Origin of the sequence: Pedobacter jeongneungensis (genome assembly GCF_039538295.1) — a bacterium.
Classification (GTDB): Bacteria; Bacteroidota; Bacteroidia; order Sphingobacteriales; family Sphingobacteriaceae; genus Pedobacter; species Pedobacter jeongneungensis.
On sequence record NZ_BAABBY010000007.1, the window covers coordinates 228,035 to 254,895 of the forward strand.

At 40.8% G+C, this 26,861-nt stretch carries 16 protein-coding genes; 5 read left to right on the plus strand and 11 right to left on the minus strand.

Annotated elements, in window-relative coordinates:
• Positions 1-76: 76 nt before the first annotated feature.
• The 4 genes from trpC to ABD769_RS15250 form a co-directional block, all read right to left on the minus strand.
• Positions 77-913, minus strand: a complete 837-nt coding sequence (gene trpC / locus ABD769_RS15235) for an indole-3-glycerol phosphate synthase TrpC (RefSeq protein ID WP_344852259.1) — start codon at positions 911-913, stop codon at positions 77-79.
• Between the two features lie 62 nt (positions 914-975).
• The gene (locus ABD769_RS15240; RefSeq protein ID WP_187592650.1) at positions 976-1,560 is read right to left on the minus strand and encodes an anthranilate synthase component II; all 585 of its coding nucleotides are present in this window, start codon (positions 1,558-1,560) and stop codon (positions 976-978) included.
• Between the two features lie 51 nt (positions 1,561-1,611).
• A complete protein-coding gene (locus ABD769_RS15245; RefSeq protein WP_344852260.1) occupies positions 1,612-3,009 on the minus strand; it encodes an anthranilate synthase component I family protein in 1,398 nt (465 codons plus the stop codon).
• 450 nt (positions 3,010-3,459) lie between these two features.
• Positions 3,460-3,903, minus strand: a complete 444-nt coding sequence (locus ABD769_RS15250) for a cytochrome B (protein ID WP_344852261.1) — start codon at positions 3,901-3,903, stop codon at positions 3,460-3,462.
• A gap of 112 nt (positions 3,904-4,015) precedes the next feature.
• Between ABD769_RS15250 and ABD769_RS15255 the strand changes: the two genes are divergently transcribed.
• Together ABD769_RS15255 and ABD769_RS15260 are read left to right on the plus strand one after the other, a co-directional pair.
• Positions 4,016-7,036, plus strand: a complete 3,021-nt coding sequence (locus ABD769_RS15255) for an amidohydrolase family protein (RefSeq protein WP_344852262.1) — start codon at positions 4,016-4,018, stop codon at positions 7,034-7,036.
• Positions 7,026-8,342: an amidohydrolase family protein gene (locus tag ABD769_RS15260; RefSeq protein WP_344852263.1), complete on the plus strand. Its 1,317-nt coding sequence runs from the start codon at positions 7,026-7,028 to the stop codon at positions 8,340-8,342. Before ABD769_RS15255 ends, ABD769_RS15260 begins: the two co-directional genes overlap by 11 nt.
• A gap of 550 nt (positions 8,343-8,892) precedes the next feature.
• Here ABD769_RS15260 and ABD769_RS15265 read toward each other — a convergent pair.
• The gene (locus tag ABD769_RS15265) at positions 8,893-9,387 is read right to left on the minus strand and encodes a hypothetical protein (protein ID WP_344852264.1); all 495 of its coding nucleotides are present in this window, start codon (positions 9,385-9,387) and stop codon (positions 8,893-8,895) included.
• A 51-nt stretch (positions 9,388-9,438) separates the two neighbouring features.
• Positions 9,439-10,122 (minus strand): hypothetical protein, encoded by a 684-nt coding sequence (locus ABD769_RS15270; RefSeq protein WP_344852265.1) that lies wholly within the window; start codon positions 10,120-10,122, stop codon positions 9,439-9,441.
• 1,018 nt (positions 10,123-11,140) lie between these two features.
• Between ABD769_RS15270 and ABD769_RS15275 the strand changes: the two genes are divergently transcribed.
• From ABD769_RS15275 to ABD769_RS15285, 3 genes are all read left to right on the plus strand, one after another.
• Entirely contained in the window at positions 11,141-14,350 is a 3,210-nt protein-coding gene (locus tag ABD769_RS15275; RefSeq protein ID WP_344852266.1) for a TonB-dependent receptor, read from the plus strand.
• 104 nt (positions 14,351-14,454) lie between these two features.
• Positions 14,455-16,206 carry an ABC transporter ATP-binding protein gene (locus ABD769_RS15280; protein WP_344852267.1) on the plus strand — a complete coding sequence of 584 codons (1,752 nt, stop codon included), beginning with the start codon at positions 14,455-14,457 and terminating at the stop codon, positions 16,204-16,206.
• A gap of 18 nt (positions 16,207-16,224) precedes the next feature.
• On the plus strand, positions 16,225-16,440 hold the full coding sequence (locus ABD769_RS15285) for a PLDc N-terminal domain-containing protein (protein WP_344852268.1): 216 nt from the start codon (positions 16,225-16,227) through the stop codon (positions 16,438-16,440).
• A gap of 643 nt (positions 16,441-17,083) precedes the next feature.
• Here the strand turns inward: ABD769_RS15285 and ABD769_RS15290 are convergent.
• The 5 genes from ABD769_RS15290 to ABD769_RS15310 form a co-directional block, all read right to left on the minus strand.
• Positions 17,084-18,370 carry an MFS transporter gene (locus tag ABD769_RS15290; protein ID WP_344852269.1) on the minus strand — a complete coding sequence of 429 codons (1,287 nt, stop codon included), beginning with the start codon at positions 18,368-18,370 and terminating at the stop codon, positions 17,084-17,086.
• 164 nt (positions 18,371-18,534) lie between these two features.
• Positions 18,535-20,409, minus strand: a complete 1,875-nt coding sequence (locus ABD769_RS15295; protein ID WP_344852270.1) for a RagB/SusD family nutrient uptake outer membrane protein — start codon at positions 20,407-20,409, stop codon at positions 18,535-18,537.
• 32 nt (positions 20,410-20,441) lie between these two features.
• Positions 20,442-23,714, minus strand: a complete 3,273-nt coding sequence (locus ABD769_RS15300) for a SusC/RagA family TonB-linked outer membrane protein (RefSeq protein ID WP_344852271.1) — start codon at positions 23,712-23,714, stop codon at positions 20,442-20,444.
• A gap of 451 nt (positions 23,715-24,165) precedes the next feature.
• A complete protein-coding gene (gene recG / locus ABD769_RS15305) occupies positions 24,166-26,271 on the minus strand; it encodes an ATP-dependent DNA helicase RecG (protein WP_344852272.1) in 2,106 nt (701 codons plus the stop codon).
• A 199-nt stretch (positions 26,272-26,470) separates the two neighbouring features.
• Positions 26,471-26,851, minus strand: a complete 381-nt coding sequence (locus ABD769_RS15310; protein WP_344852273.1) for a RidA family protein — start codon at positions 26,849-26,851, stop codon at positions 26,471-26,473.
• Between the last annotated feature and the right edge of the window lie 10 nt (positions 26,852-26,861).

Consider the following 26,861-nt stretch of genomic DNA (forward strand, 5'->3'; position numbering starts at 1 on the left):
TTGGTACAAAGATACGAAATTTGCGAACGACCTTTCAAACCTTATAGGTCTTTGAGACCTAGAAGGTTTTATAAGGCTAAATCTGCGCTACAAATTCCTTAATAGAAGCTCCCGGATTATCGGTCTTCATAAAATTTTCGCCGATTAAAAACCCGTTAAAGCCCGCAGCTTTTAGTTCCTTAATGGTCTGCGGATTACTAATTGCACTTTCCGAGATTTTTAAAAACTCATCAGGGATTTTATTCACCAGATCGAAAGAGGTTTGGATATTAACGGTAAAATCGGCCAGGTTTCTGTTGTTTACCCCAATGGCATCGAGGTTTGGAGAGATACTCCGTTCCAGCTCTTCGAGGTTATGTACTTCTAAAAGTACATTTAAGCCCAAATCTTTTGCAAATTTCCCAAAATCGTTGATTTGCTGCGGGGTTAATATCGACGCAATCAACAGAATAATATCAGCGCCCCAGGCTTTGGCTTCCAAGATCTGGTATTCGTCGATCATAAAATCTTTTCTTAGGATCGGGATGTTGTTTGCAGCCCTCGCAGCCAAAATATCGTCGGTTTTACCGCCAAAGAAATCTACATCCGTCAGTACCGAAAGTGCAGATGCACCTGCTGCATTGTAGGCCTGTGTAACTTCCGCAACATCAGCAATGCCATTAATTAAACCTTTTGAAGGCGAGCGACGTTTAAACTCAGCAATAATACCGGTACGATCGCTAGCCAGTAAGAAATCTTTAAAAATATAAGGCGTTCTTTTAAAATGCACCGAATGCTCTAAATCATTGATAGAAACGAGTGCTTTCGCTGCCGCGATTTCTTCTTTTTTACGTAATACGATTTTATCTAAAATATTCGCCCCTAAATCCCCTGAAGGGGACTTTTTCGTTCCATCGTTCATGTTATTTTGCATAGATTAATTTTAATTTAATTCTTGTTAACAGCATTTAGTCCCCCCTTAAGGGGGCTAGGGGGTTAAGCAGTCAACCAATTTTCCATCATCTGCTTGCCGTACTCAGTAAGTACGCTTTCGGGGTGGAACTGCACACCCCGCACATCCAATGTTTCGTGTCTTAACGCCATAATTTCACTTTTGTGATCTCTTGCTGTGATTTTTAAACACGAAGGAAAGTTCTCTTTACTCACCACCCAACTGTGGTAACGACCAACATTTATGGTTTGCGGACATTCCCAAAACAAAGGTTCATCGCCATCTACCACCGTTACCGGTGTGGCAATTCCGTGCATTGGCCTGCCTAAGTTTAGTAATGTGCCACCAAAAACTTCGGCAATGGCCTGCTGACCTAAACATACCCCAAAAATACTCTTGGTTGGCGCGTAAGTTCTGATGACATCCAATAACAAGCCTGCTTCTTCAGGAATGCCAGGTCCTGGTGAAAGCAAAATTTTATCGTATTTATCTACATCGGCTAAATCGAACTTGTCGTTTCTCCAAACTTCGGCCTCATAACCAACTTCGTTAATTAAATGCACCAAATTGTAGGTAAAACTGTCGTAGTTATCGATAACCAATACGGTTTTTTTATTTATATCTTCCATTATATATCTTTATTTACATCATCCATTTCACATTTTCCATCTTACATCAACCTAAATTCCTTCGGCCATCTCTACCGCTTTACGCAGTGCGGCAATTTTATTGTTTACCTCCTGCATTTCGGTTTCGGGTACCGAATCGGCAACAATACCGGCCCCTGCACGGTAATGCAGTTCGTTATTTTTGCTCATAAAGGTCCTGATCATAATGGCGTGGTTAAAATCTTCGTTAAAACCCATAAAACCAATCGCGCCGGCATAAAAATTTCTACCCAGCTTTTCGTTTTCGTCAATCAGCTGCATGGCTTTATATTTTGGTGCACCACTCAAAGTACCTGCCGGATAGGTATCGGCAACTACCTTAAAAGCGCTTACATTTTCCTGCAGGTGTCCGCTTACTTTGCTTACCAGGTGGATGAGGTGCGAATAATATTGTACCTCTTTAAAAGATTTCACCTCAACACGGTTACAGTGCCTGCTTAAATCGTTCCTGGCCAGGTCGACAAGCATAACGTGTTCCGCACTTTCTTTAGGGTCCTGCTCCAGTTTGCGGGCCTGTTCGGCATCTTCGATATCGTTTCCGCTACGTTTAAAGGTTCCGGCGATCGGGAAGATATTGGCTGAATTATTTTTGATGGTAATCTGCGCTTCCGGCGAAGAACCAAAAAGCTTAAAGTTCCCGTAATCGAAATAAAACAGATAAGGTGAAGGGTTGATGGAACGTAAACAGCGATATACATTAAATTCATCACCAGAAAAAGCTTGCTTAAATGCCCGCGAAGGTACAATCTGAAACACATCACCACGATAAATGTGCTTCTGTAATTTCGATACCAGATCCATAAAACCCTGATCGGTTAAATTAGACGATTCCTGTCCTCTTGTCTGGAATTTATATTCAGGATAATTTTTATTCTGGATCAGGTATTCCATTTTTTCCAGTCCGCCTTCTTCTTCGCCTTCGAAAGTATTTTTGAAAAGGGTAATTTCGTTTTTAAAGTGATCGATAGCGATGATGTAGCGGTACAAATGGTACTGCATTTCCGGAATCTCTTCGCCTTCGGGTGTTTCGGAAGTAAATTTAATATCTTCAAAATGCTGTACGGCGTTCCAGGTGAAGTAACCGAACAATCCGCTCGAAATAAACTTGATTTCAGGTAATTCGGTTTCTTTAAATTTATCTTTAAAATCCGCTATTTCATCAATCAGGTTTTTGCTTTCGGTAATTTCTACCGCTACATCAGGGAAATAGGTTTCCAGCCGCGATCCCTTTAAGATAATTCCGGCAACAGGATCGGCACAAACGAAACTCATTGAGTTTTCCCTGCTGTGGTAATCAGAACTTTCGAGTAAGATGCTGTTGGGGTACACATCCCGTAAACGTAAATAAATGCTCACTGGTGTAGTGGTATCGGCAAGCATTTTTTTGTAAGTCGTATTTATTTTATACATGATAAAGGTAAATGGTGTAAGCTATAGGGCTTAAGGTTTGCATTTCCGTGTTTTTTTAACAATAAAAAGCCCGGCGTGTGGTTCTACGCCGGGCTTTAATGGTTCTTTAATAAGGTTTAGGTTGATAAACTATATTTTTTTCATACGCAGCCAGCGCAATCCGTTTTCGAATTACTTTGCCAAAGCCATGTATGTATATTGTTGATCATGAGCCACAAAAATATAAAGAATTTTGAAAAAGCGAAATATTTATGAAAATAAGTTTAGTCCGGAGTCGGAAGTCTGAAATCATGAGCCTTAATTCCCGTGTCATCCTGAGCGTAGCGAGGGATCCTTTAAAGCCTGTGATCCTTCGCTTTCAGATGCTTCATTGCATTCAGCATGACAGCAACGAAAAAATCCCGCTCGGTTAAAGCAGGATTCTATATTTAATTCACCAGAAATATCCTGTTAAGAAACCCCAAAAAAAGATCTTCCGGGAACATCTTTAACCATTAACAAAATGGCCACGATAATCAGGATTAACGCTAAGCTGAAGAAAACGGCAATGGTTCGGTGTTTTGCTACGGCTTCGGTTACTTTTTTCGATTTAGCATTACCTACGGTAATCAAAATGATGGCAATAATCATCATCGAGGTATGCTCGGCCTTAAAATAACGACCAATGGCATCGCTCATTGGTAATTTTGTTAAAGGACTCAGGAAATACAGCACCAACCCGATCAAAAATTGAATATGTACACTAATCAGTGTAAATACATTCAGTTTGCGGTTACCTTCTGTGTAAGTTTTATTACCCAACCAGCCCGATAAAGCATTGATTACCGCAATAACCAATAGAATTAATACGATGTAGCGCCATCCGGAGTGCGCAGATTTTAAGATGTTGTACATTTTTATCAAATATGTTTAGTCAAAAATAGACATTAATTGTAAAAAATAGGATATTCAACCAAATGAAGGCTAATTTATATTAGTTTTAAACAAATTAAACCCTAAACTTATTATGAAGAAAATTTTACTCGCCATTGGGCTGGTAATTTCTACTACATTTCTGTTTGCACAGCAAACTACCTTCCCGGTTAATGGCTCTTTTGATACCCGACCCGGAATGTTTGCCTTCACCAATGCAACAATAGTAGTTAATGCCAATCAAACCCTTACCAATGCAACACTTTTAATTAAAGGACAAACCATACAGGGCGTTGGCGCCGGTTTAGCCGTACCAAAAGGTTATGTCGTGATCGATTTAAAAGGAAAATTTGTTTATCCTTCCTTAATTGACGCATTTACCAGCTATGGTCTTGCAGAGGCGCCAGCACAGCAACGTGGTTTTGGCGGTCAGCGCCAGTCTATTTTCGTATCAACCAAAAAAGGTGCTTATGGATGGAACGAATCGATCAGACCGGAAACTTATGTGAAAAACATTTTTTCTACCGACAGCAAAAAAGCTGACGAACTGCGTAAAGTGGGTTTCGGAAGCGTAAATGTAATTAGCCGCGATGGCATTGCCCGTGGTGTTTCGGCAGCGGTAACCTTAAATGAGGGTGCAGATAACAGTGTGATTTTGAAAGACCAGACCGCAGCAAATTATTCGTTTAACAAGGGAACATCATCAAACGATTATCCTACTTCGTTAATGGGTTCGATTGCTTTGTTGCGCCAAACCTATTACGATGCACAATGGTATGGTAAACAAAAAGAGGAGTACAATATCTCGCTTGATGAATTTGGTAAACAACAAACCATGCCACAAATTTTTGAGGTTGATGGATGGCAGAACATCCTCCGTGCCGATAAAATAGGTAAAGAATTCGGCAAGAAATACATCATCAAATCAACAGGTGATGAATACCAACGCATCAACGAAGTTAAGGCAACAGGTGCAAGCTTGATTATTCCTTTAACTTTCCCTAAAGCTTATGATGTAGAAGATCCTGCAGAAGCCAGGAACGTTAGTTTATCGCAGATGAAAGGCTGGGAGCTGGCGCCAACCAATCCGGCCAGTCTGGAAAAAGCAGGCGTTAAATTTGCCTTAACAGCTTTCGGATTAGAGAACAGCCGCGATTTCTGGACCAATATCCGCACGGCTATAGAAAACGGTTTAACCGAAAAACAAGCTTTACAATCGGTTACAGAAATCCCTGCCTCATTATTAGGCATCAGCGATAAGGTAGGCTCGCTGGAAAAAGGAAAAGTTGCCAACTTTTTGATCTCTTCGGATAATCTGTTCAAAAACGGGAACATCATTTTTGAAAACTGGGTGCAAGGCAAACGTTTTGTGGTCAACAAAATGGATGTGAGCGATGTACGCGGCACTTATAATTTAAACGTTGACGGTGTTGGTGCCCTCACCTTAAAAATTACCGGTACCAGTGGCGGATCAACCGCTGCGATTGAAAGAAGTGGTGCCGATAGCGTAAAAACAACCGCTACTTTTACCCGAAACGGCGATTGGATTAGCGTTAATTTCAACTTAAAGAAAAAACCTAAGGGCGATGTCCGTTTAAGCGGTTACATTACTTCGGCAAATCCGGTAACCATTAAAGGAGAATCGGCTTTGGCTGATGGTAGCACCGGAAAATTTACAGCTATCTACAAAGAAGCAGCAAAAGAAACACCTAAAAAAGACGAACCTAAAGCTGCTTTAGCCATGGGTCCGGTAATTTATCCTTTCTCTGCCTTTGGCAGTACCGAATTGCCTAAACAGGAAACGGTGCTGATTAAAAACGGTACGGTTTGGACGAACGAGAAAGACGGCATCCTTCAAAATGCTGATGTACTTTTAGAAAACGGAAAGATCAAAGCCGTTGGCAAAAACCTTTCGGCAAGCGGTGCAAAAGTAATCGATGCTACGGGTAAACACATTACGGCGGGAATTATTGACGAACACTCGCACATTGCAGGTGCTGGTGGTATTAACGAGGGGGCACAATCGGTTTCGGCCGAGGTACGTGTGGCCGATATCATCAACTCCGAAGATGTAAATATTTACCGTCAGCTGGCGGGTGGGGTTACCACTTCACATATTTTACACGGTTCGGCTAACCCAATCGGCGGACAGTCGCAACTGATCAAATTACGTTGGGGTAAATCGCCCGAAGAGTTGAAATTTGCTGGTGCCGATGGTTTCATCAAATTTGCATTGGGTGAAAATGTTAAACAAAGTAACTTCGGTACGGGCGCCCGTTTCCCGGTTACACGTATGGGGGTTGAGCAAACCTTTGTTGATGAATTTACCCGGGCAAAAGAATACCAAAAAGCATTATCGGTAAAAGGTAACAGTGTACGTAAAGACCTTGAACTGGATGCCATTGTAGAAATTTTGAACAACAAACGTTTCATTACCTGCCACTCTTATGTACAAAGCGAGATCAACATGTTGATCCATGTTGCCGATAGCTTAGGCTTCAAAATCAACACCTTTACACACATTTTAGAAGGTTATAAAGTAGCCGATAAAATGAAAGCACATGGCATTGCAGGTTCTACCTTCTCTGATTGGTGGGCTTATAAAAACGAAGTTGCCGAGGCGATCCCTTACAACGGGAAAATTATGCATAATGTGGGCATTACCACTGCTTTCAACTCCGATGATGCTGAAATGGCCCGTCACCTAAACCAGGAAGCCGGAAAATCAGTTTTATACGGTAACGTTCCGGAAGAAGACGCTTTGAAGTTTGTAACGCTTAATCCCGCCAGGATGCTGCACATTGATGATAAAGTGGGCAGTTTAAAGGCAGGTAAAGATGCCGATGTGGTGATCTGGACAGCTAATCCGCTTTCTATTTATGCCAGGGCTGAGAAAACATTTGTAGATGGTGTGGCTTACTGGGATATCGATAAAGATGCTCAAATTATCAAAGCACAACAGGTAGAGAAAGCCCGTTTAATCCAAAAAATGTTAGAGAGCAAAAGCAAAGGTGGCCGCATGCAACGCCCGATGGGTGATGCCCCGCGCCTGTACAATTGCGAAACTTTAGAAAACTATTCAGCAGAATTAAACGAGAAAGAACATGCACACTAAAAGATATATTTTAAGTCTGGCTTTATCGGCAACAAGCTTGCTGTGTTTTGCACAGGCAAACATTTCGCCAGCTAAAAAACAGAGTAAAACCATTGCCATTACAGGTGCAACGGTACATGTGGGCAACGGAACCGTGATTGAAAACGGAACCATTCTTTTTGGCAACGGTAAAATTATTTCGGTTACGGCCAACGGGCAGGTACCACAGGATGATGTAGTGCGCATTGTAGCCACAGGCAAACACATTTATCCGGGTTTTATTGCGGCAACCACCAACCTGGGTTTAACAGAAATTGAAGCGGTAAAAGCCACGTTGGATTTTCAGGAAATAGGCGATTTTAATTCGCATATCCGTTCTATCGTGGCTTACAATACCGATTCGAAAGTTCCGGCTACATTACGCAGCAATGGCGTATTAATGGCACAGCCAACCCCACAGGGCGGCACCGTTTCGGGCAGTTCATCAGTGGTTCAGCTCGATGCCTGGAACTGGGAAGATGCAGCAATTAAAACAGATGATGCCATGCATGTTACCTGGCCGGTTATCCCGCGTTTCAGGGGCGGTTTTGGTGGTTTCGGCCGTCAGCAGGCATCGCCCGAGGCTTTGGCCGAAAGAACACAGGCTGCCATTGCGCAGTTAACTTCTTTCTTTGCCGAGGCGAAGGCTTATTCAGAAATCAGCAAACCTGAGGTAATTAATACCCGTTTCGAAGCGATGAAAAAGGTATTCGCCGGTAATGAGAAATTATTTATTGCGGCCGATAGTCAGAAGGATATCGTTGCGGCCGTTAATTTCGCTAAGAAATTCGGCATTACCCCGGTAATTACAGGCGCAGATGAAGCTTATCTGGTAATCGATTTCCTTAAAGACAACAACATTACTTTGGTGGTGAAACAGCCTCATGCTTTGCCGAATAACAATGATGATGATGTAAACATGCCCTATAAAAATGCCGCGGTATTGGCCAATGCGGGTTTAAACGTCGTGCTGAGTATTGATGGTTACTGGCAACAACGCAACCTGCCTTTTATGGCCGGTACGGTTACAGCCTGGGGACTGGATAAAGAAAAAGCATTATCAACCATTACCCTAAACGCAGCAAAAGCGATGGGTGTTGATAAAACCACCGGAAGTATTGAAACGGGCAAAGATGCAACATTTTTTATCTCTGCCGGCGATGCTTTGGATATGCGCACCAATAAAGTAGAACAGGCTTTTATTCAGGGAAGAGACATCAACCTGGATAACCTGCACAAACAATTAGATAAAAAATTCAGCGATAAATATACTGCTGAGAAGAAATAACCCTTGGGGTTAACTGGTTAATTGTTTGAATTGGTTAATTGATGCGAAACGCCTAATTGTTGCATTGCTTGATTGTTAAATTGTTAACTGAAAACTGCCATAATGGTTAATCGGTTAACTTTTTACCCTTCGACTACGCTCAGTGGGTTAATTGTGAATAGCGAACCGTTCAATTGCCTAACTATAACATTGTTAAATTGCTTACCGCAAATGGCCAACTGAAAACTGTTATGCATGGTTAACTGTAAAAGCGTAAAAATGAGAAACGGCCGGTATTAGTTTATCGGCCGTTTTTTGTCTTATATGATTTGTTTATTAATGAATAATTAACCAAACGTTCCTACGGAACGAAAACGCCAATTAAAAATTGGCTACCCGGCATACGTCCCGATGGGACGATATAAGACACCTTAGATTGGTCCACGCCGAAGTTATAAACTATAATATTAACAGATCGTCCCATCGCGACGAATCCCAGGTGAAAAAAAAATTTTATGTATGCAGGCTCGTATCCGCCTTTCATGATACAAGTCCGTCGGTATGCTTCCATTTAATCCATATTTAGTATTTCAAGCGCTTCTTTACTAAATTTTAAATAGACCACAGATACCTTTGTTCCTATTGCGTAACGCGAATAATCTTCTGGTTTTACCCTGATTCTTATTTTTTCATTTTTAGCAGGCCCGGCAAAAGTAAGGTATTCTGCATGTTCTGTTTTATCGCGGTTAATTACCACACTAATCAATTTGTTTTTACCCTCTTCTCTATCTTTTTTCCAATTGGCGCTATCGTAGCTCATTAACAGCCAGGCAAAGCAATAGCAAAAACCATAAATGGCAAAGCCGGCACCTACAAACAAAATATAATCGTAGTATTTAAAATCTGCAAAATGATGTTTCAACAGTAGCGCCGTAAATGCCATCAATAAAAATACACTTCCTCCTAACACCATCGGGAGCACCTTCTTAAATCCTTTTTCCTGAATTTCTATGTGCTTTAAATCTGCTTCGTTTAAAGGAATATTTTCTTCTAACTGTATTTCCATGTGTTTCGTCTATCGGTGGCGTGTTTCCACCCACCGAAATAGATTTGTTATCTACATTTGCGCCGGTGGCGTTCCGTCCTTTTTATGCCTTGCCCCTAAAGGAATCACAGTCCTGCCATTTTCATAATCCCTTACAAACTTTTCATTTGTGCTTTCCCAGATTTTAATTAAACGGTCAAGTTTAAAAAATGATGTTTTAAGCTCCATTATCAAGGTTGGTATGGCATTGTTAAATCCTTTTCGTTCGGCTATAACTACTCTTGGCTGGTCTTTATGCTGTTTAAAGTTTTCAATATGTTTCTGAAACAGTTCCAGGTCATCCTTCGATACACCATAAGGTTTAAGTTTATCTTTTAAGGCATTAATTCGGCTATAAATATGTTCCAATGTAGGGATTAATTGTTGATCAGTTAATCGTTCTAAGCTCCAGGCAGATATTTTAAGCTCATCAAATAATATGGTATTATTAGTTTCCAGCGCATGGATCTGCGCCAAACCGGAGTATTTAACCGCACAGTTAATGGCCGCATCTGCAGTTTGATATTTGGTTGCTGTTACCCCGGTGCTTTTAATACCAGCACTGTTTATGGCCGAATTAATACTGTGTACATCTTCCTCTATATCAGTAACAATTTTACTAAATACAGACTGCTCAGACCAGATCGACTTGTTCGCATTCAATACCTGAAGTGTTACATTGGCCATTGTTAAATAATTCTCTTCTTTTTGTGTCATTGTTTTTCGTTTTTAATAGATTATTACTAAATGATTTTCCTTTATTCAATGCGTTGTTAAGCAAGCCTGTTCCATCGATCTATTCCACTATCCTTTGCGAAACCGCCAGTATCAATTGCGCTATGTTCACTATCGAGTGCGCACCTGCCACTATCCTATGCGAAGCCGTCAGTATCAATTGCGCGATGATCACTATCAAGTGCGCACCTGCCACTATCTTATGCGAAGCCGCTAGTATCAGGTGCGCTATGTTCACTATCAAGTGCGTACCTTACAGTATCCTTTGCGAAGCCGTCAGTATCAATTGCGCTATGTCCACTATCAAGTGCGCACCTGCCACTATCCTATGCGAAGCCGCCAGTATTGATTGCGCTATATTCATTATCAAGTGCGCACCTTCCACTATCCTATGCGAAGCCGCCAGTATTGATTTCTACCCCTCCACCATCGATTGCGATCCTGACAGCATCAAATGCAGCCCCTTACGCATGCGATTTGTAGCTGCAACTACAGATTAATCTGCAGAGCGCATTAAAAAATATTCAAAAAATGCACTAAGGCTCTATGCCTAAGCACTGTTATTATTATGGGATGATTGGCTTTCGCCTTTTTTGGGATGAGATCAGGTAATTAAAACACCTGATAAAGAAAATATTGCTATTGGCCATGAAACAGATCTGTTTGCCTGGCAACCACATCACTAATTTAATAATTCTTTGTAAAAGCGAAAAGCAATTAAATTTTTTTTAGTGTTTGTGTTTGCGGGGTATGAATATAACCTAACATTGGCTTAACATAAATGGCCAATATTAAGTTATCTGACGTGATTTATTTTAATATCCCCCCAAAAAAACAGCAGACAATAACTTTTTATTAATACAAAATCAGAATTGAGTTAACAGCACAGTAACATCTTTGTGGTCATAAAATCAGAAAACTAATCATGATGAAACCTGCCTGAGCAACCTCAAAATTAATATGCTCAGGCAAGCTTCGTCACAACTAAAGAAAACAAACAATGACGAAAAATTTACTAGTTGCAGTGTTGCTACTGCTGTGCTGTACCTATCATGCAGCCCTGGCGCAAACTACACAGGCATCCATTTCGGGTATTATTACCGATCAGCAAAAGAAACCCATTCCTGGTGTTTCAGTACAGATCCGGAACAACTCAACCGGTTTTACCACCAAAACCTCTACCAATGCACAGGGAGAGTACACTTTTAAAGAGCTTCCGTTGGGCGGTCCTTATTCGGTAAAAGCTATTTATGTGGGCTTTGGTGAGCAAACCAGAACCGGTTATTATCTAAACCAGGGTGATGCGGTTAAAGTTGCCATCAATATGCAAGAGGCCTCTCAGGATTTAGAAGCCGTGCAAGTAGTAGGCACAACCTTAAAAAACAAAATTGAAAACATTGGTGCGGCTACCGCTATATCAGCAAAAGCAATAACACAGTTGCCGGTTAACGGGCGTAACTTTACCTCATTAATGGATTTATCCCCATTAAGCAGAGGTGGCAATATTTCAGGTCAGTTAGGTTCTTCTACCAACTATACCATTGATGGTATGAATGCAAAAAATCCAACATCGGCAGGAAGTACAACCAGTCGCAGCGGTGCACCATACTCTATTTCAATCGAAGCTGTACGTGAGTTTAAAGTAGTAACCAACCAATATGATGTTACTTACGGACGTAGTGGCGGTGGTACGGTTAGTGCGGTAACCAAACAGGGTACCAATACCTTAAGTGGAAGTGCATTCACCTATGGCCGCGCTGATTGGTTATCTAGCGGATACGACATCAGAGGGAATAAACGTCAGGCAGATTTCTCTACCTACCAGTACGGTTTCTCATTGGGCGGACCAATTATTAAGGATAAATTACACTTTTTTGTGGCCTGGGATCATCAACGCGATGCCCGTCCGCTGTTAATTGCAGATGTTCAATCTCCTGCAGATGAATTACGTTACAATATCAATCGCTCTACTCTTGATTATTTTGTAGGCGTTGCCCGTTCTAAATATGGGGTTGCAAATTCGCCACAGTATGGTTCATTCCCTAAACAAAGGGGATCAGACGCAGGTTTCGCCCGTTTAGATTGGCAAATTGATGAAAAAAACTTATTAACCATCCGCGATAATTATACCAACGACCGTAATAATTTAGGATTGGAAGATAATACGGCCATCAATTTATACGAATCAACCGGTAATGATAAAAACGTTGATAACAGTTTGTTGGCTACTTTACGTACCTCAATCAACTCGAAATTAACAAACGAATTGAAGGTTCAGCATTTATACACTTTTCAAAAAAGTTCTCCTGGCGATCAATTGCCATCATCGAATATTCCCCGTGTGATTGTAGAGGGAGTAACATCTGTAATCAATGGCACAAACAGGGCAACCAATATCGAAATGGGTGGTCACCGTTTTGCACAGGAAGGTTTTACCAACAATGTATTGCAATTTGTAGATAACCTTTATTATAATACCGATAAGGTAAAATATACTTTTGGTGTCGATTTCATGTACACTCATGCCAAATCATTATATGGCAGTGAGGTAAATGGCCGTTTCCACGTTCAGGCAGGCACCAAAGATGTAATTACCAGCGCTCCCGGTGTAACACCTGTGGTAACCACTAAAGTACCTAACTTTGATAATTATGAAAATGGAACCGCTTACCGTTATTTCAGGGAAGTGCCTTTAATGGCCGATCCGAGTGTGCGTTCTAGCATTATCAATGCAGGTATTTATGCACAGATGCAAACTAAACTGGCTAAAGGTTTAGATTTAACTGCTGGTATCCGTTTAGATTATGCACATTATCCTTCCTCTCCATTAAATCAACTGGTATTTGATGAATTGGGTGTACGTACCGATAATAAACTAAAATCGTTCGTTATTCAGCCCCGTGCACAGTTTACCTGGGATATTAATGAGCAAAGAACAGACTTTGTTCGTTTTGGAGCAGGGATATTTGCCTCTGACATCAATAACTATGTCACCATTAACAACTTAACTTTTGATGGTAAACATTACGGAACGGTTGATACACGTGTTGGTATCCCTACAGCTTATTTAACAGGTTATAGAAACGATCCATCTACCGCACCAACATTAAATCAATACCAAATTGCAACTATTAATACTTATGGAGAGAACGCTAAAGTACCAGTTGTTTATAAATCAAACTTGTCTTATAGTCACTTTTTCACCCCTAAATTAAGAGTGGGTATTGCAGGTTATGCAACTTTAGGCAGAAACAATTATGTATATGTAGACCGTAACATGGTTGCTAATCCATATTTCAGGTTATCGAATGAAGACAACCGTGGCGTATATGTTCCTTTGGCAAGTATCCCGCTTACCAATGGTGCGGCAGATTGGCAAAAAGGGCGTATTAGTGACAAAATTGGCCGTGTGTTAGAAATGAATAGTGATGGTAAGGTAAACCAGTTTGCTGTTGTGCTTGATGCCACCTGGCAATATTTCAGAGATGGTGAGGTTACGGTAAGTTATACCTATAATGACACCAAAGATAATACCTCATTTAACGGAAACGTGGCTAATACTTCAACCTTATCATTGCCGGTAAAAGATGATCCGCGTAATTTAAGCAACATGACTTATTCTGATAACCAGTTCAGGAACAAAGTTGTTTTTTATGCAACATCACCTAGCTTAGCCGGATTTAATATTGGCGTACGTTACTCTGGTATCGGTGGAACACGTTATAGCTTACTATCAGGCGCCAATACCAATGGCGATTTCGTAGGTACGAATGATCTGGCTTTCATTTTCGACAGGAACAACCCAAATGTTGCCACAAACGTGCGTAATGGCTTACAGGCTATTTTGGATAATCCTTTAGCCAGCCAGAGTTTGAAAGATTATATCACTAAATATTCAGGGCAGATTGCACAGCGTAATGGTGGTATTAATGGATTTTACGGCATTGTTGATGTGAGGGTAACCAAAAAATTCAAACTGTACAAAACCCATACCATCGAATTATCTGTTGATGCATTTAACGTAGGTAATATCTTCAAAAAAACATGGGGTGTTAACGAATCGTTGGGTTCGCAGGCTTTATATGCATTGCAAAACCCTGCATTTGATGCCACCAATCAGAAATTTAACTACAATGTAAACAATGCCGGTATTGTAACCCCATCGGGTAATCCTTACCAGTTCCAGATCGGTTTACGCTACGGTTTTTAACCTTTAAACTTAGCTAAGTATCTTAGCTTAAAGTCATAAAAAAGGGGAATGGATTTTTATCCGTTCCCTTTTTTTATGTTTGCATTCACAAACAACAAAACTTAATGGGATTATTACTTAACTACCTGAAACACCACAAGTGGATTGTGGCTTTAGCGCTATTGCTTGCAGGTATAAATATTGGCTTTTCACTTTTAGATCCATATATTACCGGTCGGATTTTAGACCGTTTCATCAATAAAAAAGATTCGTTAACCTATAGCCAGTACCTTTGGGGCTCGTTGGGTTTAATTGGCCTGGCCATTGGTGCGGCAATGGTATCGCGTATTGCCAAAAACTTTCAGGATTATTTCACCAGCGTAATCGTTCAAAAGGTTGGTGCAAAAATGTATGCCGATGGTTTACAGCACTCTTTAAAACTGCCTTACCAGGTTTTCGAAGATCAGCGCAGTGGCGAAACCCTGGGCATTTTACAAAAAGTACGTTTAGATTCGGAGAAGTTTATTACGGCTTTTATCAGCATCCTTTTTGTAAGCTTAATCGGAATGATTTTCGTAATTGTGTATTCCGTCTCAGTAAGTTATAAGGTTACTTTGGTTTATTTTTCGGCCATTCCGATCATCAGTTTCGTGAGCTGGTATTTAAGCCGCAAAATCAAAACCATCCAGCGTTCTATTGTTGGCGAAACCACTGCTTTGGCAGGTTCTACCACCGAATCGTTAAGGAACATCGAACTGGTTAAAAGTTTGGGCCTTGCAGATCAGGAAATCGAAAGGCTGAACAAAACCACCTATAAAATTCTTGGGCTGGAGCTTAAAAAGGTAAAATACGTCCGCAGTATGAGTTTTGTGCAGGGCACTACGGTAAACCTGGTGCGCAGTACCATGGTGCTGGTTTTATTGCTGCTTATTTTCGATAATACCATTTCTGCAGGGCAATATTTCTCCTTCCTTTTTTATTCGTTCTTCCTTTTCGGACCATTGCAGGAATTAGGAAATGTAATTTTATCATGGCGCGAAGCTGAAGTTTCGTTGGGTAACTTTAAAAAAATCCTAAGCACACCTGTTGATAAAAAACCTGAAAATCCAACTTCTATCGAAAAAATTAAAGACCTTATTTTTAGCGCTGTTGGCTTTAAACACCTTACTGCAAACAGAAATGCTTTAGAAAATATCTCGTTTAAAACCCACAACGGGCAAACCATTGCTTTTGTTGGCCCATCCGGTTCGGGAAAAACCACTTTGGTGAAATTACTGGTTGGTTTGTATCAGCCGAAAGACGGCGAAATTTTGTATAACGGCATTCCGAGCAATAACATCGATCTTGATGCCTTACGCGAAAAAATCGGCTTTGTTACACAGGATACACAGCTGTTCTCTGGTACTATTCGCGAAAACTTGTTATTTGTTAACCCTAATGCAACTGATGAAGAGTGTTACAAAGTATTGAACCAGGCTGCTTGTCAGACTTTATTAGCCCGCGCCGATAAAGGTTTGGATTCGTTAATTGGCGAAGGCGGGGTTAAAGTTTCTGGTGGAGAAAAACAACGTTTATCAATTGCAAGGGCATTGTTGCGTCAGCCTGATATCCTGGTTTTTGATGAAGCTACTTCTTCACTCGATTCGATCACGGAAGAAGAAATTACTAAAACGATTCGTTCGGTTTCTAATTTGACCGATCACATTACGATTCTGATTGCCCACCGTTTATCGACCATTAAACATGCTGATAAAATTTATGTGTTAGAGAAAGGCCGTATTATTGAGCAAGGTAAACATGAGGAATTAATTGCACAAAATGGTTTATATCAGGCCATGTGGCGCCAACAAATTGGCGAGCGGGTTGTTGAAGCTTAAGGAACAAATAATATTACCATGTTACTAGCACAAGTAGAAAGCAATCAGATCGCCATTATTGTAATTATTGCAGCCATATTATGGTTAGCGTTAATATTAACTGCGTTGTACCATATATCGCGAAACAGCAGCATGGGTTTCACGGTAAAAGTGCTCTGGTTTATCATTATCCTTTTTGCTCCGTTTATAGGCTCGATTATTTACCTGATTTGGGGCAAGAATAAAAAGTTTTAAACTTATTTGAAATTAATAGCCAGGGCTGCGTTTCGAGCCAAGGTCCGTGTTTCTACTGACCTTTGTTTTTTACCATGAAGTATAAAATCATCGGGCTAAAAATTTTTAACCACAGATGGACACGGATAAACACAGATTGGTCAAAGGTCTGTTTCTGTAAGGACCTTTTTTGATGTAATAATAATTCAGCGTTGTCAACTTTACAGCAAACGGGTTATTAAAGTTAACAACGCCTCGTAGCCAAGGTCTGTGTCTCCACAGACCTTTTTTATGTAATAATATTCAGCGTTGTCAACTTTCCAGCGAGCAGGTTATTAAAATTGACAACGCCCCGTAGCCAAGCTCTGTGTCTTCACAGACCTTTTTTATGTAATAATAATTCAGTGTTGTCAACTTTCCGGCGAGCAGGTTATTAAAGTTGACAACGCTAACCGCCCTGCATTTCAACCCCTAATAGCTGCAAAGGCCTTACTAAATTAAACCTGACTGTACGGAAATACTTTTTGCGGCACTGAATCAACAGAACATACCATCATTGCCAAAAAGATTGAAGGAAAGGCAGGACTACCGAAAAACCTTGCAGCCCATTGCTTTCCTATCACTAAAAAATAGATTATCAATCCCGAAAATTTGGAAGATTAAATTAAACAGCCTTCGTGGTTTGCTCGTTAATATCCTGTAAACTCAATTTGGTAAGCGATTTCGTTTTCAACCAGGTAATCCCGGCAATAGCGATCGTCATGCTGCCTCCAAAAACGACGGCCGGTACTAAAGTTAGCAACCTTGCGGATAAGCCGGATTCGAACTCGCCGATTTCGTTCGATGAACCTATAAACATACTATTTACGGCCGAAACCCTTCCGCGCATATCATCAGGTGTAAGCAATTGCATAATGGTTTGACGGATAATTACACTTACGCTATCAAACGATCCTTCGAGGAACAGGAAAAACAAGGTTAAGTAGAAATTTTTAGATAAGCCATAACAGATGATACTTAAACCAAAACCGGTAACTGCAATGAGCAGGTTACGCCACGGCTTTCCCATTGGCGAAAAGCGGGTCATGGCCAGCATGGTAATTACTGCGCCTAGCGAAGCCGCTCCACGCATCATGCCCAAACCATAAGAACCCAAATGGAAAATATCTTTCGCAAACATCGGTAACAACGCCACTGCCCCACCAAAAAACACCGAGAAAAGATCTAAACTCATGGCCCAAACCATCATTTTGGTTTTAAACACAAAGTGGATTCCCTCTTTTAAACTATGAAATATATTTTCTTTCGGAACGTATGTTGAAGGATGTTTTTTGAGTGTAAAAATGCAGATCAGTGAGATGGAAACCAATACCACAATAAAAGTATAGGCTGCTGTAATTCCCCATAGCCAGTTAACAAAACCACCGGCCACAGGCCCGATAATGGTAGCCAACTGCCAGCTGCTGCTGTTCCAGGTACTCGAATTTGGATACAGTTCTTTAGGTACAATTTTCGCCATCAGGGAGAATGTTGCCGGACCGAAAAAGCCTCTTGCAATCCCAATGCAGAAAACCAGGCCATACATAATGAGTACGATAAGGTCTTCTTTTAGGTGAAGGTATTTGCTGGTAATAATGAGCATCAGTACAGAGGCTAACCAAACTCCTGAAAATATCTTGATCAGTAAACTGCGTTTTTCGCTTTTATCGGCAATGTAGCCTCCATATAAAGCAATTCCAATCGCCGGAATGGCTTCGCACAAACCCACCAAGCCCAGTTTTAACGGATCGTGTGTTAAATCGTAAATGTGATAACCAATTACAACAGCCTGCATTTGGTAGGCCAGTGTAAAAAAGAAGCGCATGCCAAGGAAAGATCTGAATTCTTTATAGCGCAAAGCTGCGAAGGGATCTTGTTTTACAATAACGGGGTTGGGGTCTGAATCTGCCACAGAAAAAAGTTTATTTGCAAAACTAAGCTTTGAAAATTAAATATGGGAATAGATAAACGTTTAAGATGAGTTCTTTTTCCATTAAAAAGTAAAAATGACCAATCTTGATTCCACAAAAAACCCGATGGATAATATTATCCACCGGGTTATCTGGCAGGGTTAGTTTAGTAACCCGGATTTTGGTCGAGTGAATTATTTTTATTTACTTCATCACGGCTAAATGGCCTGAAATAAAGTTTATTATCCCAACTTCTGTTTTCCTGGGCGTTTTCTTCAACCGGACTATAAGTATAATCGTACACCGTTGGATCGTAATGGTAAGGTGCCGACATGGTTTTGCCTGGCTTAAATTTACCGGTAACCTTGATATAAGTAACTTTTCTACCCAGTGTTTCGCCCGCGATTAACCACCTGCGGGTATCATGATACCGTTGTTCTTCGTAAGCCATTTCTATACGGCGCTCATGGCGGTAAACTTCTCTCAGGCCAGCCTGATCTGTAGCGGTTACCGCCGGCATACCTGCCCTGAAACGGATTTTGTTTAACCAGCTTACTGCATCACTTAATTCTCCTAACTCAATGCTGGCTTCGATATAATTAAATACCGCTTCGGTGTATCTAAAGAAAGGCCATGGCACATTTTGCGACATAGAGGCATCTACAATGGTTGGATCCGGATCGATAAATTTATGGTAATAATAGCCTGTCCAGCTGCCGTTCCAGTTTTCGATAGAACTTCCACGGGTATCTAAGCCTTTAAAATCAATTCTGCCTCCGTTGTCTATCAAATCGTAAATACCGGTCTGGATCTGGTTGGCAGGATCAACATTGCCCGAAGCTTTATCGCGTGGTTTCCAACCTGCACCATCATATAAAACGGTGGCATAAAAACGCGGATCTCTGCTTTGATAAGGATTTGCCTTTTGCGCAGCGTTCTCCCAGCTAAATTTAGAGCCATCCTGCATTTCATAATCATCAACCAATAAACCGATAGGCGTGTTACCCGCCCAGTTATGGTAACCATTCGGGCCATTTTGCTGCGCATGTTTAATGTTGCTCTGGATAATAAAATAGCGCGCAAAAATTAACTCTGAAGCGGCCGTTGCATCTATGCCCGGGGCTTTACTTGCTCCCCCCATTGCAATACTTTTATAATTTAGCTGACCATTGGCAACTGAAGCCGGAGCCGCAAGATCTAATTTATAACCTGTACCCAGATCCATCACAGCTTTGGCGGCTGTTTTAGCCAACCGGTAACGATCTGGCTGGTTGCCGCTGGCATAACTTAAAAAATCTAATACCTTAACATCAATATTTTTAATTTTATCAGTAAGCTTTGCTCTGTTATGCAAATCGCTTGCAGCATAAATCAATACCCTCGATTTTAAGGCCAAAGCAGCAAGCGCAGTGGTACGCCCTTTATCGAGCGTTTTGCCTGTTAGCAACCTATTGGCTTCATCGCAATCTTTAACGATGAAATTTACACATTCTTCGTAGGTATTACGTTTTGCATTATAATTATCATCTAACACATAAATTTTTGTGATGAGAGGTACCGCACCATAATAGCGCAATAACTGTTGATAAAAATAAGCCCTCAGAAAATAAGCTTCGCCCAATAACTGATCTTTTAATGGTTGGCTGCTTAAACCATTGGCACCACTGGTTATTTTATCGATGGTAATATTACAGGCCCTGATGCGGTTATACATTTGTTTATAAGCCCAGGTATCATCTACCCAACCTAATGTTGAAGGATTAATCGTGGCATTGTTAACCAGATCGATACCACGGGTTGGGTGTGTAAACAGCGCTTCGTCCGAAACGGAAGCCAGCATTTGTTCGGAGAAGCCTCCATTACCTAATCCGTTATAGATATCGTTTACAAAGGCCTGTGCTGTTGCCGGATCCTGCCATACTGATTCTGACGGCACCTGGCCTGGCGACTCTACATTTAAGAAATCTTTCTTACAGGATGCGGCAAGAAGGATGGTAAAAATTAATATATAGCGCTTTATATTTTTATTTATTGCTTTCATATTCTTGATTGTAACGGTTAAACTTGAATACATTAAAAACCGGCTTTAATACCAAAGTTGATTACCCTGGCCTGCGGATAATACTGACCACTTGAATTGGTTGATTCGGGATCCCATATCTTGATTTTATCCAGCGTAAATAGATTCAGTCCGTTTGCATAAACTCTTACACTGCTAAGCCCCACTTTTTCCACTAAAGTTGTCGGTAAAGTATAACCTAACTCTACGTTTTTAAGTCTGATGTAATTATTACTGCGCAACCAATAAGTATTATTCAATGCATTGTTGCTATCAGTGTAGTAGGTAGCTCCCCGGTTTGATAAACGCGGATTTACAGAACTTGGGTTATCAATACTCCAGCGGTTCAGGTACGACCACTCCAGGAAATTACCAATATCACCCGATTCGGTTAAACCCACAATCTGCATCCCGCCGGTTGCTCCCTGCACAAGTACCGATAAATCAAAGCCTTTATATTGCAGGTTTAAATTGAAACCACCGGTGAAGGTTGGCGTGCCGTTTTTATCCAGACGGATTTTATCATCGGCATTGATTTTGCCATCGCCGTTAATATCCTTAAACTTCATATCGCCAGGACGTAAAGTGCTGGTTAGCGCGCTATAATTTAAGGTATTGGCATTAATTTCGGCCTGATCTTTAAAAACGCCATCATAATCGTACACCAACCACGAATTGGTTACGCGGCCGGTTGAGTGCTGCCACTCCGGAGCACCCGGGGTTTCATCCCAAAATATGATTTTATTCTTGGCATAACCACCATTAACACTCACGCCATAATTTAACTCACCAATTTTATCGTTATAACTTAATTTAAACTCGAAACCTTTGTTATTTACCTTCCCTAAGTTAACAGGCGGTAGGCGATCGGTAATACCTGAACTTTCTGGCACCGAACTGCCTCTGCTGATCAGAATATTTGTGCGTTTATTATAGAAATAATCAAATTCCAGCGCTAGTTTATTATCCAGGAAAGAGGCATCTAAACCCACGTTGGTATTATTGGCCACCTCCCAACCGAAATTAAAATTGGGCACTTTACCTTCGGTGAGTGTTTTGGTTACCAGATCATTAAAGATATAGTTTCCAAAATTCATTAAGCTCAGGTATTGATATTCTTGCAAGACATCACCGAAATAGGCCTCGGCGCCCATCTGACCGTAAGAAGCCCTCAGTTTTAAATTGTTTACGAACTTAACATTCTCCTTAAAAAAAGGCTCTTCAGATAAACGCCATCCAACAGATACGCCAGGGAAAAAACCAAAACGCCTGTCGGTTGGGAAAATATAAGAACCATCTACCCGCCACAAAAATTCGGCAAGGTATTTTTCTTTATAGTTATATCCTGCCCTTCCAAAATAACTTAAACGGGCCCTTTTAAATAGGTTATTCGGGTCGCCAGGATTGTTTCCTAATGATTGTTCGCGCTCATCTCCAGCCAGCAATTCCTGAACAGAATTTGAGATATAATATCTTCTAAAAGCAGTAAACCCATCATTATCAACTGTTTCGCGGGTTACACCGGCCATTAAACCAATGGTATGATCGCCGATTTTCTTATCGTAATTGACCATTCCTGTTAAGTTGATGGCCAGTTGCCCGCCTGCTGTTTCCCTAAGCCTCGGATCGGTATATTGTGAACGTACTGTACCTGTTAAAACCGGTGTTACGCCATCAGCTTCAAAAGTTTTCTTGTCCCAATCATAAAGTGTCCAGGGCAATTGCCAGTTTTTTTGCCTGCCCGAATATTTATCAATCGCAGCAGTTCCGGTTACTTTTAATCCTTCGACACCAGGAATTTTAACTTCAACCTTACCTGTAGTCTGGAAATAATCCCTAACATCTTTGTTATATCCGGTTAAATCTGTAGTAGAAACTACGGGGTTATAACCATATTCAATATCCCTTCCAGGTTTGCCATTTGGCCATATTGCAATTTCATTTGGCCTTCCCCGCATTAAAAACCTAAAAATATCGCCCGCACCAACAGTCGGGAAATTACGGTCTTCTTCTCTTGCAGATACCCCTAAAGTTGTGGTAATGTATTTGCTCAGCTTTGCTTCCAGGTTAAAGCGCATATCATATTGCTTATACCCTGTGGCTGAGTTTTTATAATAACCATCCTGATCGAGATAGCCTAATGAAACCAGGTATTTTACGTTTTCACTTCCTCCGTTAATCTGAACATTATGCCTTTGCTGAGGCGACCAGTTTTGGAAAGTGGTTTTAAACCAATCGGTATTCGGGTATCGCAACGGATCTGAGCCATCGCCAAATTTTCTGATTTCATCCGGTTTATAAGCCGCATTAATGGTTTTTCCGCCTGTTGACAGGTAAGAACCCGTTGTTTTAAAGCTGTTCCATGCTGCCGACCATTCGTTTGGATTAAGATCTGAACCAAAAATATTCAGCTCATTTAAAATCTCTGCATATTGTACCGAATTGGCCATTTTAGGAATCCTTGTAGGCTGTTGCAAACCATAACTGAAATCGTATGAAAACTGAGGCTTACCCGATTTGCCCAGTTTGGTGGTAATTAAAATTACCCCGTTAGCCGCCTGCGAACCATAGATGGCTGCAGATGCATCCTTTAAAACCGATACGCTTTCAATATCATTTGGATTTAACCTTTCGATCCCGCCCGCACGGTTAGGAATACCATCGATTACAATAAGCGCATTGTTGTTTCCGAGTGAATTTGTACCCCGGATCCTGATGGTAGAGCCATCATAACCAGGTTCTCCACTGCCCTGCAAGGCCGTTACACCTGGCAAACGACCAGCTAAAGAGTTGGTTAAGTTTACGGATGAAGATTTAGCGAGTTCTGTCCCTTTAACCGAAGCAACAGCACCTGATACAACGGCTTTCTTTTGTGTACCATAACCTACTACAACAACCTCTGAAAGGTTTTGGTTATTCTCTACCAATCGTACATTGATATTGGTTTGGTTCTTAACCTGAATTTCCTGGTCTACGTAACCTACATAAGTAAACACCAAGGTTGCATCTTCGGGTACTTTGATGCTAAAATTTCCGGAGCCATCAGTTACAGTGGTTGCAGTCCCCCCCTTTAATTTAACACTTACACCAGGTATCGGTCCTTTGGCATCGGTAACCTTTCCCTTCACGATGATATCCAGGAGGGGAGGTTTGTAAAAATCAAAGGGTTCTTTTTTGTGCAGTAATTTGCCCGGCGATGTACTTGCAGATGATGAAAAAACGAGACAACTACCACAAACAAAAAACACGCTACTTTTGGCAAAAGTCTTCAATAGATTTTTTTTCATAGTTTTCAATTTATTTTGGTTAGATATTGATTGTAATACTATTTAATACTCATGAGTAAACTTAAGTCCTCATCAATTGCATTATTAAAAATCTGATCTATTGAAATAATTATCTACATCCTGTTACCCTTAAGAAATTACTAATTTCTTACTGATTAAGACAATAAATCGCTGTTAACCATCGTGAAACCCTCTTATCTGATAAACAAACTAATGTTAGGACTAAAAAAATACTGAGTTTTAATACCCAGTTTTATAAATGTCAAATCAACAGTTTATATTTGGTTAGACGCAATATAGGAATATTAGGAACTTAAAAAAAAATATAAAATAATAATTTTTGAGCCCGGAGCCGCTGGAAAAAACATTCGTATATCACATACAGTAGTACAAATAATACGTTCGTAAATTTTATTATACAAAGAAAATAAACCCGGAACGGGCTATAGGATTAACTGATTTTATCAAAAGAAATTCCTCTTTCTAATTTTCGGAGGTAGACTTTTAAAGTAGCATTTTCTGGCTTTTCTAATTGAGGATCTTCTGAAAAAAGTTCGATTACCGTATTGCGGGCCTCCGATAAAATCACCTGGTCTTTTGCCAGATCGGCGAGTTTCAGGTCTAAAACCCCGCTTTGTTGCGTACCTGTAATATCACCAGGACCGCGGAGCTGCAAATCGATTTCAGAAATTTCAAACCCATTATTGGTCCTCACCATCGTTTCTAAGCGGATTTTGCCTTCTTTACTGAGTTTGTTACCGCTCATCAGGATACAAAAGGATTGCTCGGCTCCGCGACCAACCCTGCCCCGCAACTGGTGAAGCTGCGAAAGCCCAAACCGCTCCGAATTTTCAATCACCATTACCGAAGCATTTGGCACATTTACTCCTACTTCAATTACGGTTGTAGCCACCATAATCTGGCTTTTGCCGTCAATAAACTGCTGCATTTCGAACTGTTTATCCGCATTTGGCATCTGACCGTGTACAATGCTCATCTGATAATCAGGCCGTGGGAATTGATAGCTCAGTTGCTCTATCCCGGCCTCGAGGTGTAAAAGATCTAATTTCTCACTTTCCTTAATCAGAGGATAAACAATATAAACCTGCCTGCCTTTAGCAATTTCCTGTTTCATAAAGCCAAACATCCTCAGCCGCTGACCTTCGAAAAGGTGCTTGGTTTCGATCGGTTTTCTTCCTGCGGGCAGTTCATCGATGATAGAAACATCCAGATCTCCATATAATGTCATCGCCAGGGTACGTGGAATGGGTGTAGCAGTCATCACCAGGATATGTGGCGGAATGATGTTCTTTCGCCAAAGTTTTGCCCGTTGCTCTACTCCAAAGCGGTGCTGCTCATCAATTACCACCAGCCCCAGATTCTTAAACTGAACTTTATCTTCAATTAGGGCGTGGGTACCGATTAAAATATCAATTTCACCACTTTCCAACTGCTCATGCAAAATGGTGCGGTCTTTCTTTTTTGTATTTCCGGTTAAAATGGCCACCTTAACCAGATCGTCTGTAATCAGCTCGGTAATAGAAGCATAATGCTGACGAGCCAAAATTTCAGTGGGAGCCATCATACAGGCCTGGTAGCCGTTGTCATTAGCCAAAAGCATACTCATGAGTGCTACCGCAGTTTTACCACTCCCTACATCACCCTGCACAAGCCGGTTCATCTGCACGCCACGCTGGGTATCAATTCTGATTTCTTTCACTACCCGCTTTTGGGCATTGGTTAATTCGAAAGGTAAAAATTCTTTATAAAAACGGTTCACCTTTTCGCCAACCCTCTCAAAGGTTGCCCCTTTAAATTTTAACTGACGTAAGTGCTTATTGTGTAATAGCTGTAGCTGAATAAAAAATAACTCCTCAAATTTCAGGCGTCTTTCTGCATCATTTAAATCTTTTTGATTTTTCGGAAAATGAATATTCAACAACGCCATTCTTTTATCTGGCAGCTGATACTTATCTATGATATATTGGGGTAAATTTTCAGGAACCTGTGGAATAACCTGATCCAGCAAACCCGCTATTAAACGCTGTAATCCCTTAGAATCGAGATTAAACTTTTTGAGTTTTTCGGTAGAGTTATAAACCGGCTGGAGTGTTAGGTTTCCTCTGCCTACCTGTTTGCGTTGGTACAACTCCATTTCAGGGTGCGAAATACTGAATGTCCCGTTAAAAATGGTCGGTTTTCCAAAAGCAACATACGCAGTACCAACGGTGATGTTATCATCAACCCATTTGAGGCTCTGGAACCAAACGAGCTCCATAATTCCTGTTTCATCCTTAAAAACTGCAACAATCCGTTTTGCTCTTTTATCGCCAATAACCTTTTTACTGATCACCCGACCAATAATCTGGATATATTGCGAATCAGGATTGAGCTGATTGATCTTAAAATATTTTGTACGATCGATATACCTAAAAGGATAATGCGCAAGCAAATCCTGATAAGTGAACAGGCCGAGATCTTTTTTTAGCACATCGGCACGACTTGGTCCAACGCCTTTTAAAAACTCAACGGGTGTATCTAATACCGAATTATACAAAATATTTTACTGTTTCCTGTAAATAACAAATTTATCAACTGTGGATTAAAAATAGCGATCGGCAGCAGTAATAACAAATAGGACAGTATTACCGAATTCCTTTCCCCCTGAATTTTGATTATATAAAAAACGGGCATTGATCCTCAGAATACGTAAGGAACAGTGCCCGCTATAAAATGGTTGCTCAGTTATTTCGAAATTATCCGACGATGGCAATTACAGAAATTTCTACATTCACATTTTTTGGCAATACTGAAACCTGAACCGTTTCGCGTGCCGGGAAATCGGCCGTAAAATATTGACCGTAAATTTCATTTACCTGTGCAAAAGTACCCATATCGCTTAAAAAAATGGTCGATTTAACCACATGATCGAAAGTTAATCCGGCTTCTAATAGAACCGCTTTAAGGTTACGCATAACCTGATGCGTTTCTTCTTCGATATTGCTGATATTTAATTCTCCATTTTCAGGATTGATGGCTACCTGACCAGATACGAATAAGAAGTTTCCGGCCTGTACGGCTTGGCTATATGGCCCGATTGGCGCTGGAGCATTAGTAGTATTGATAATTTGTTTCATACGGTTTATG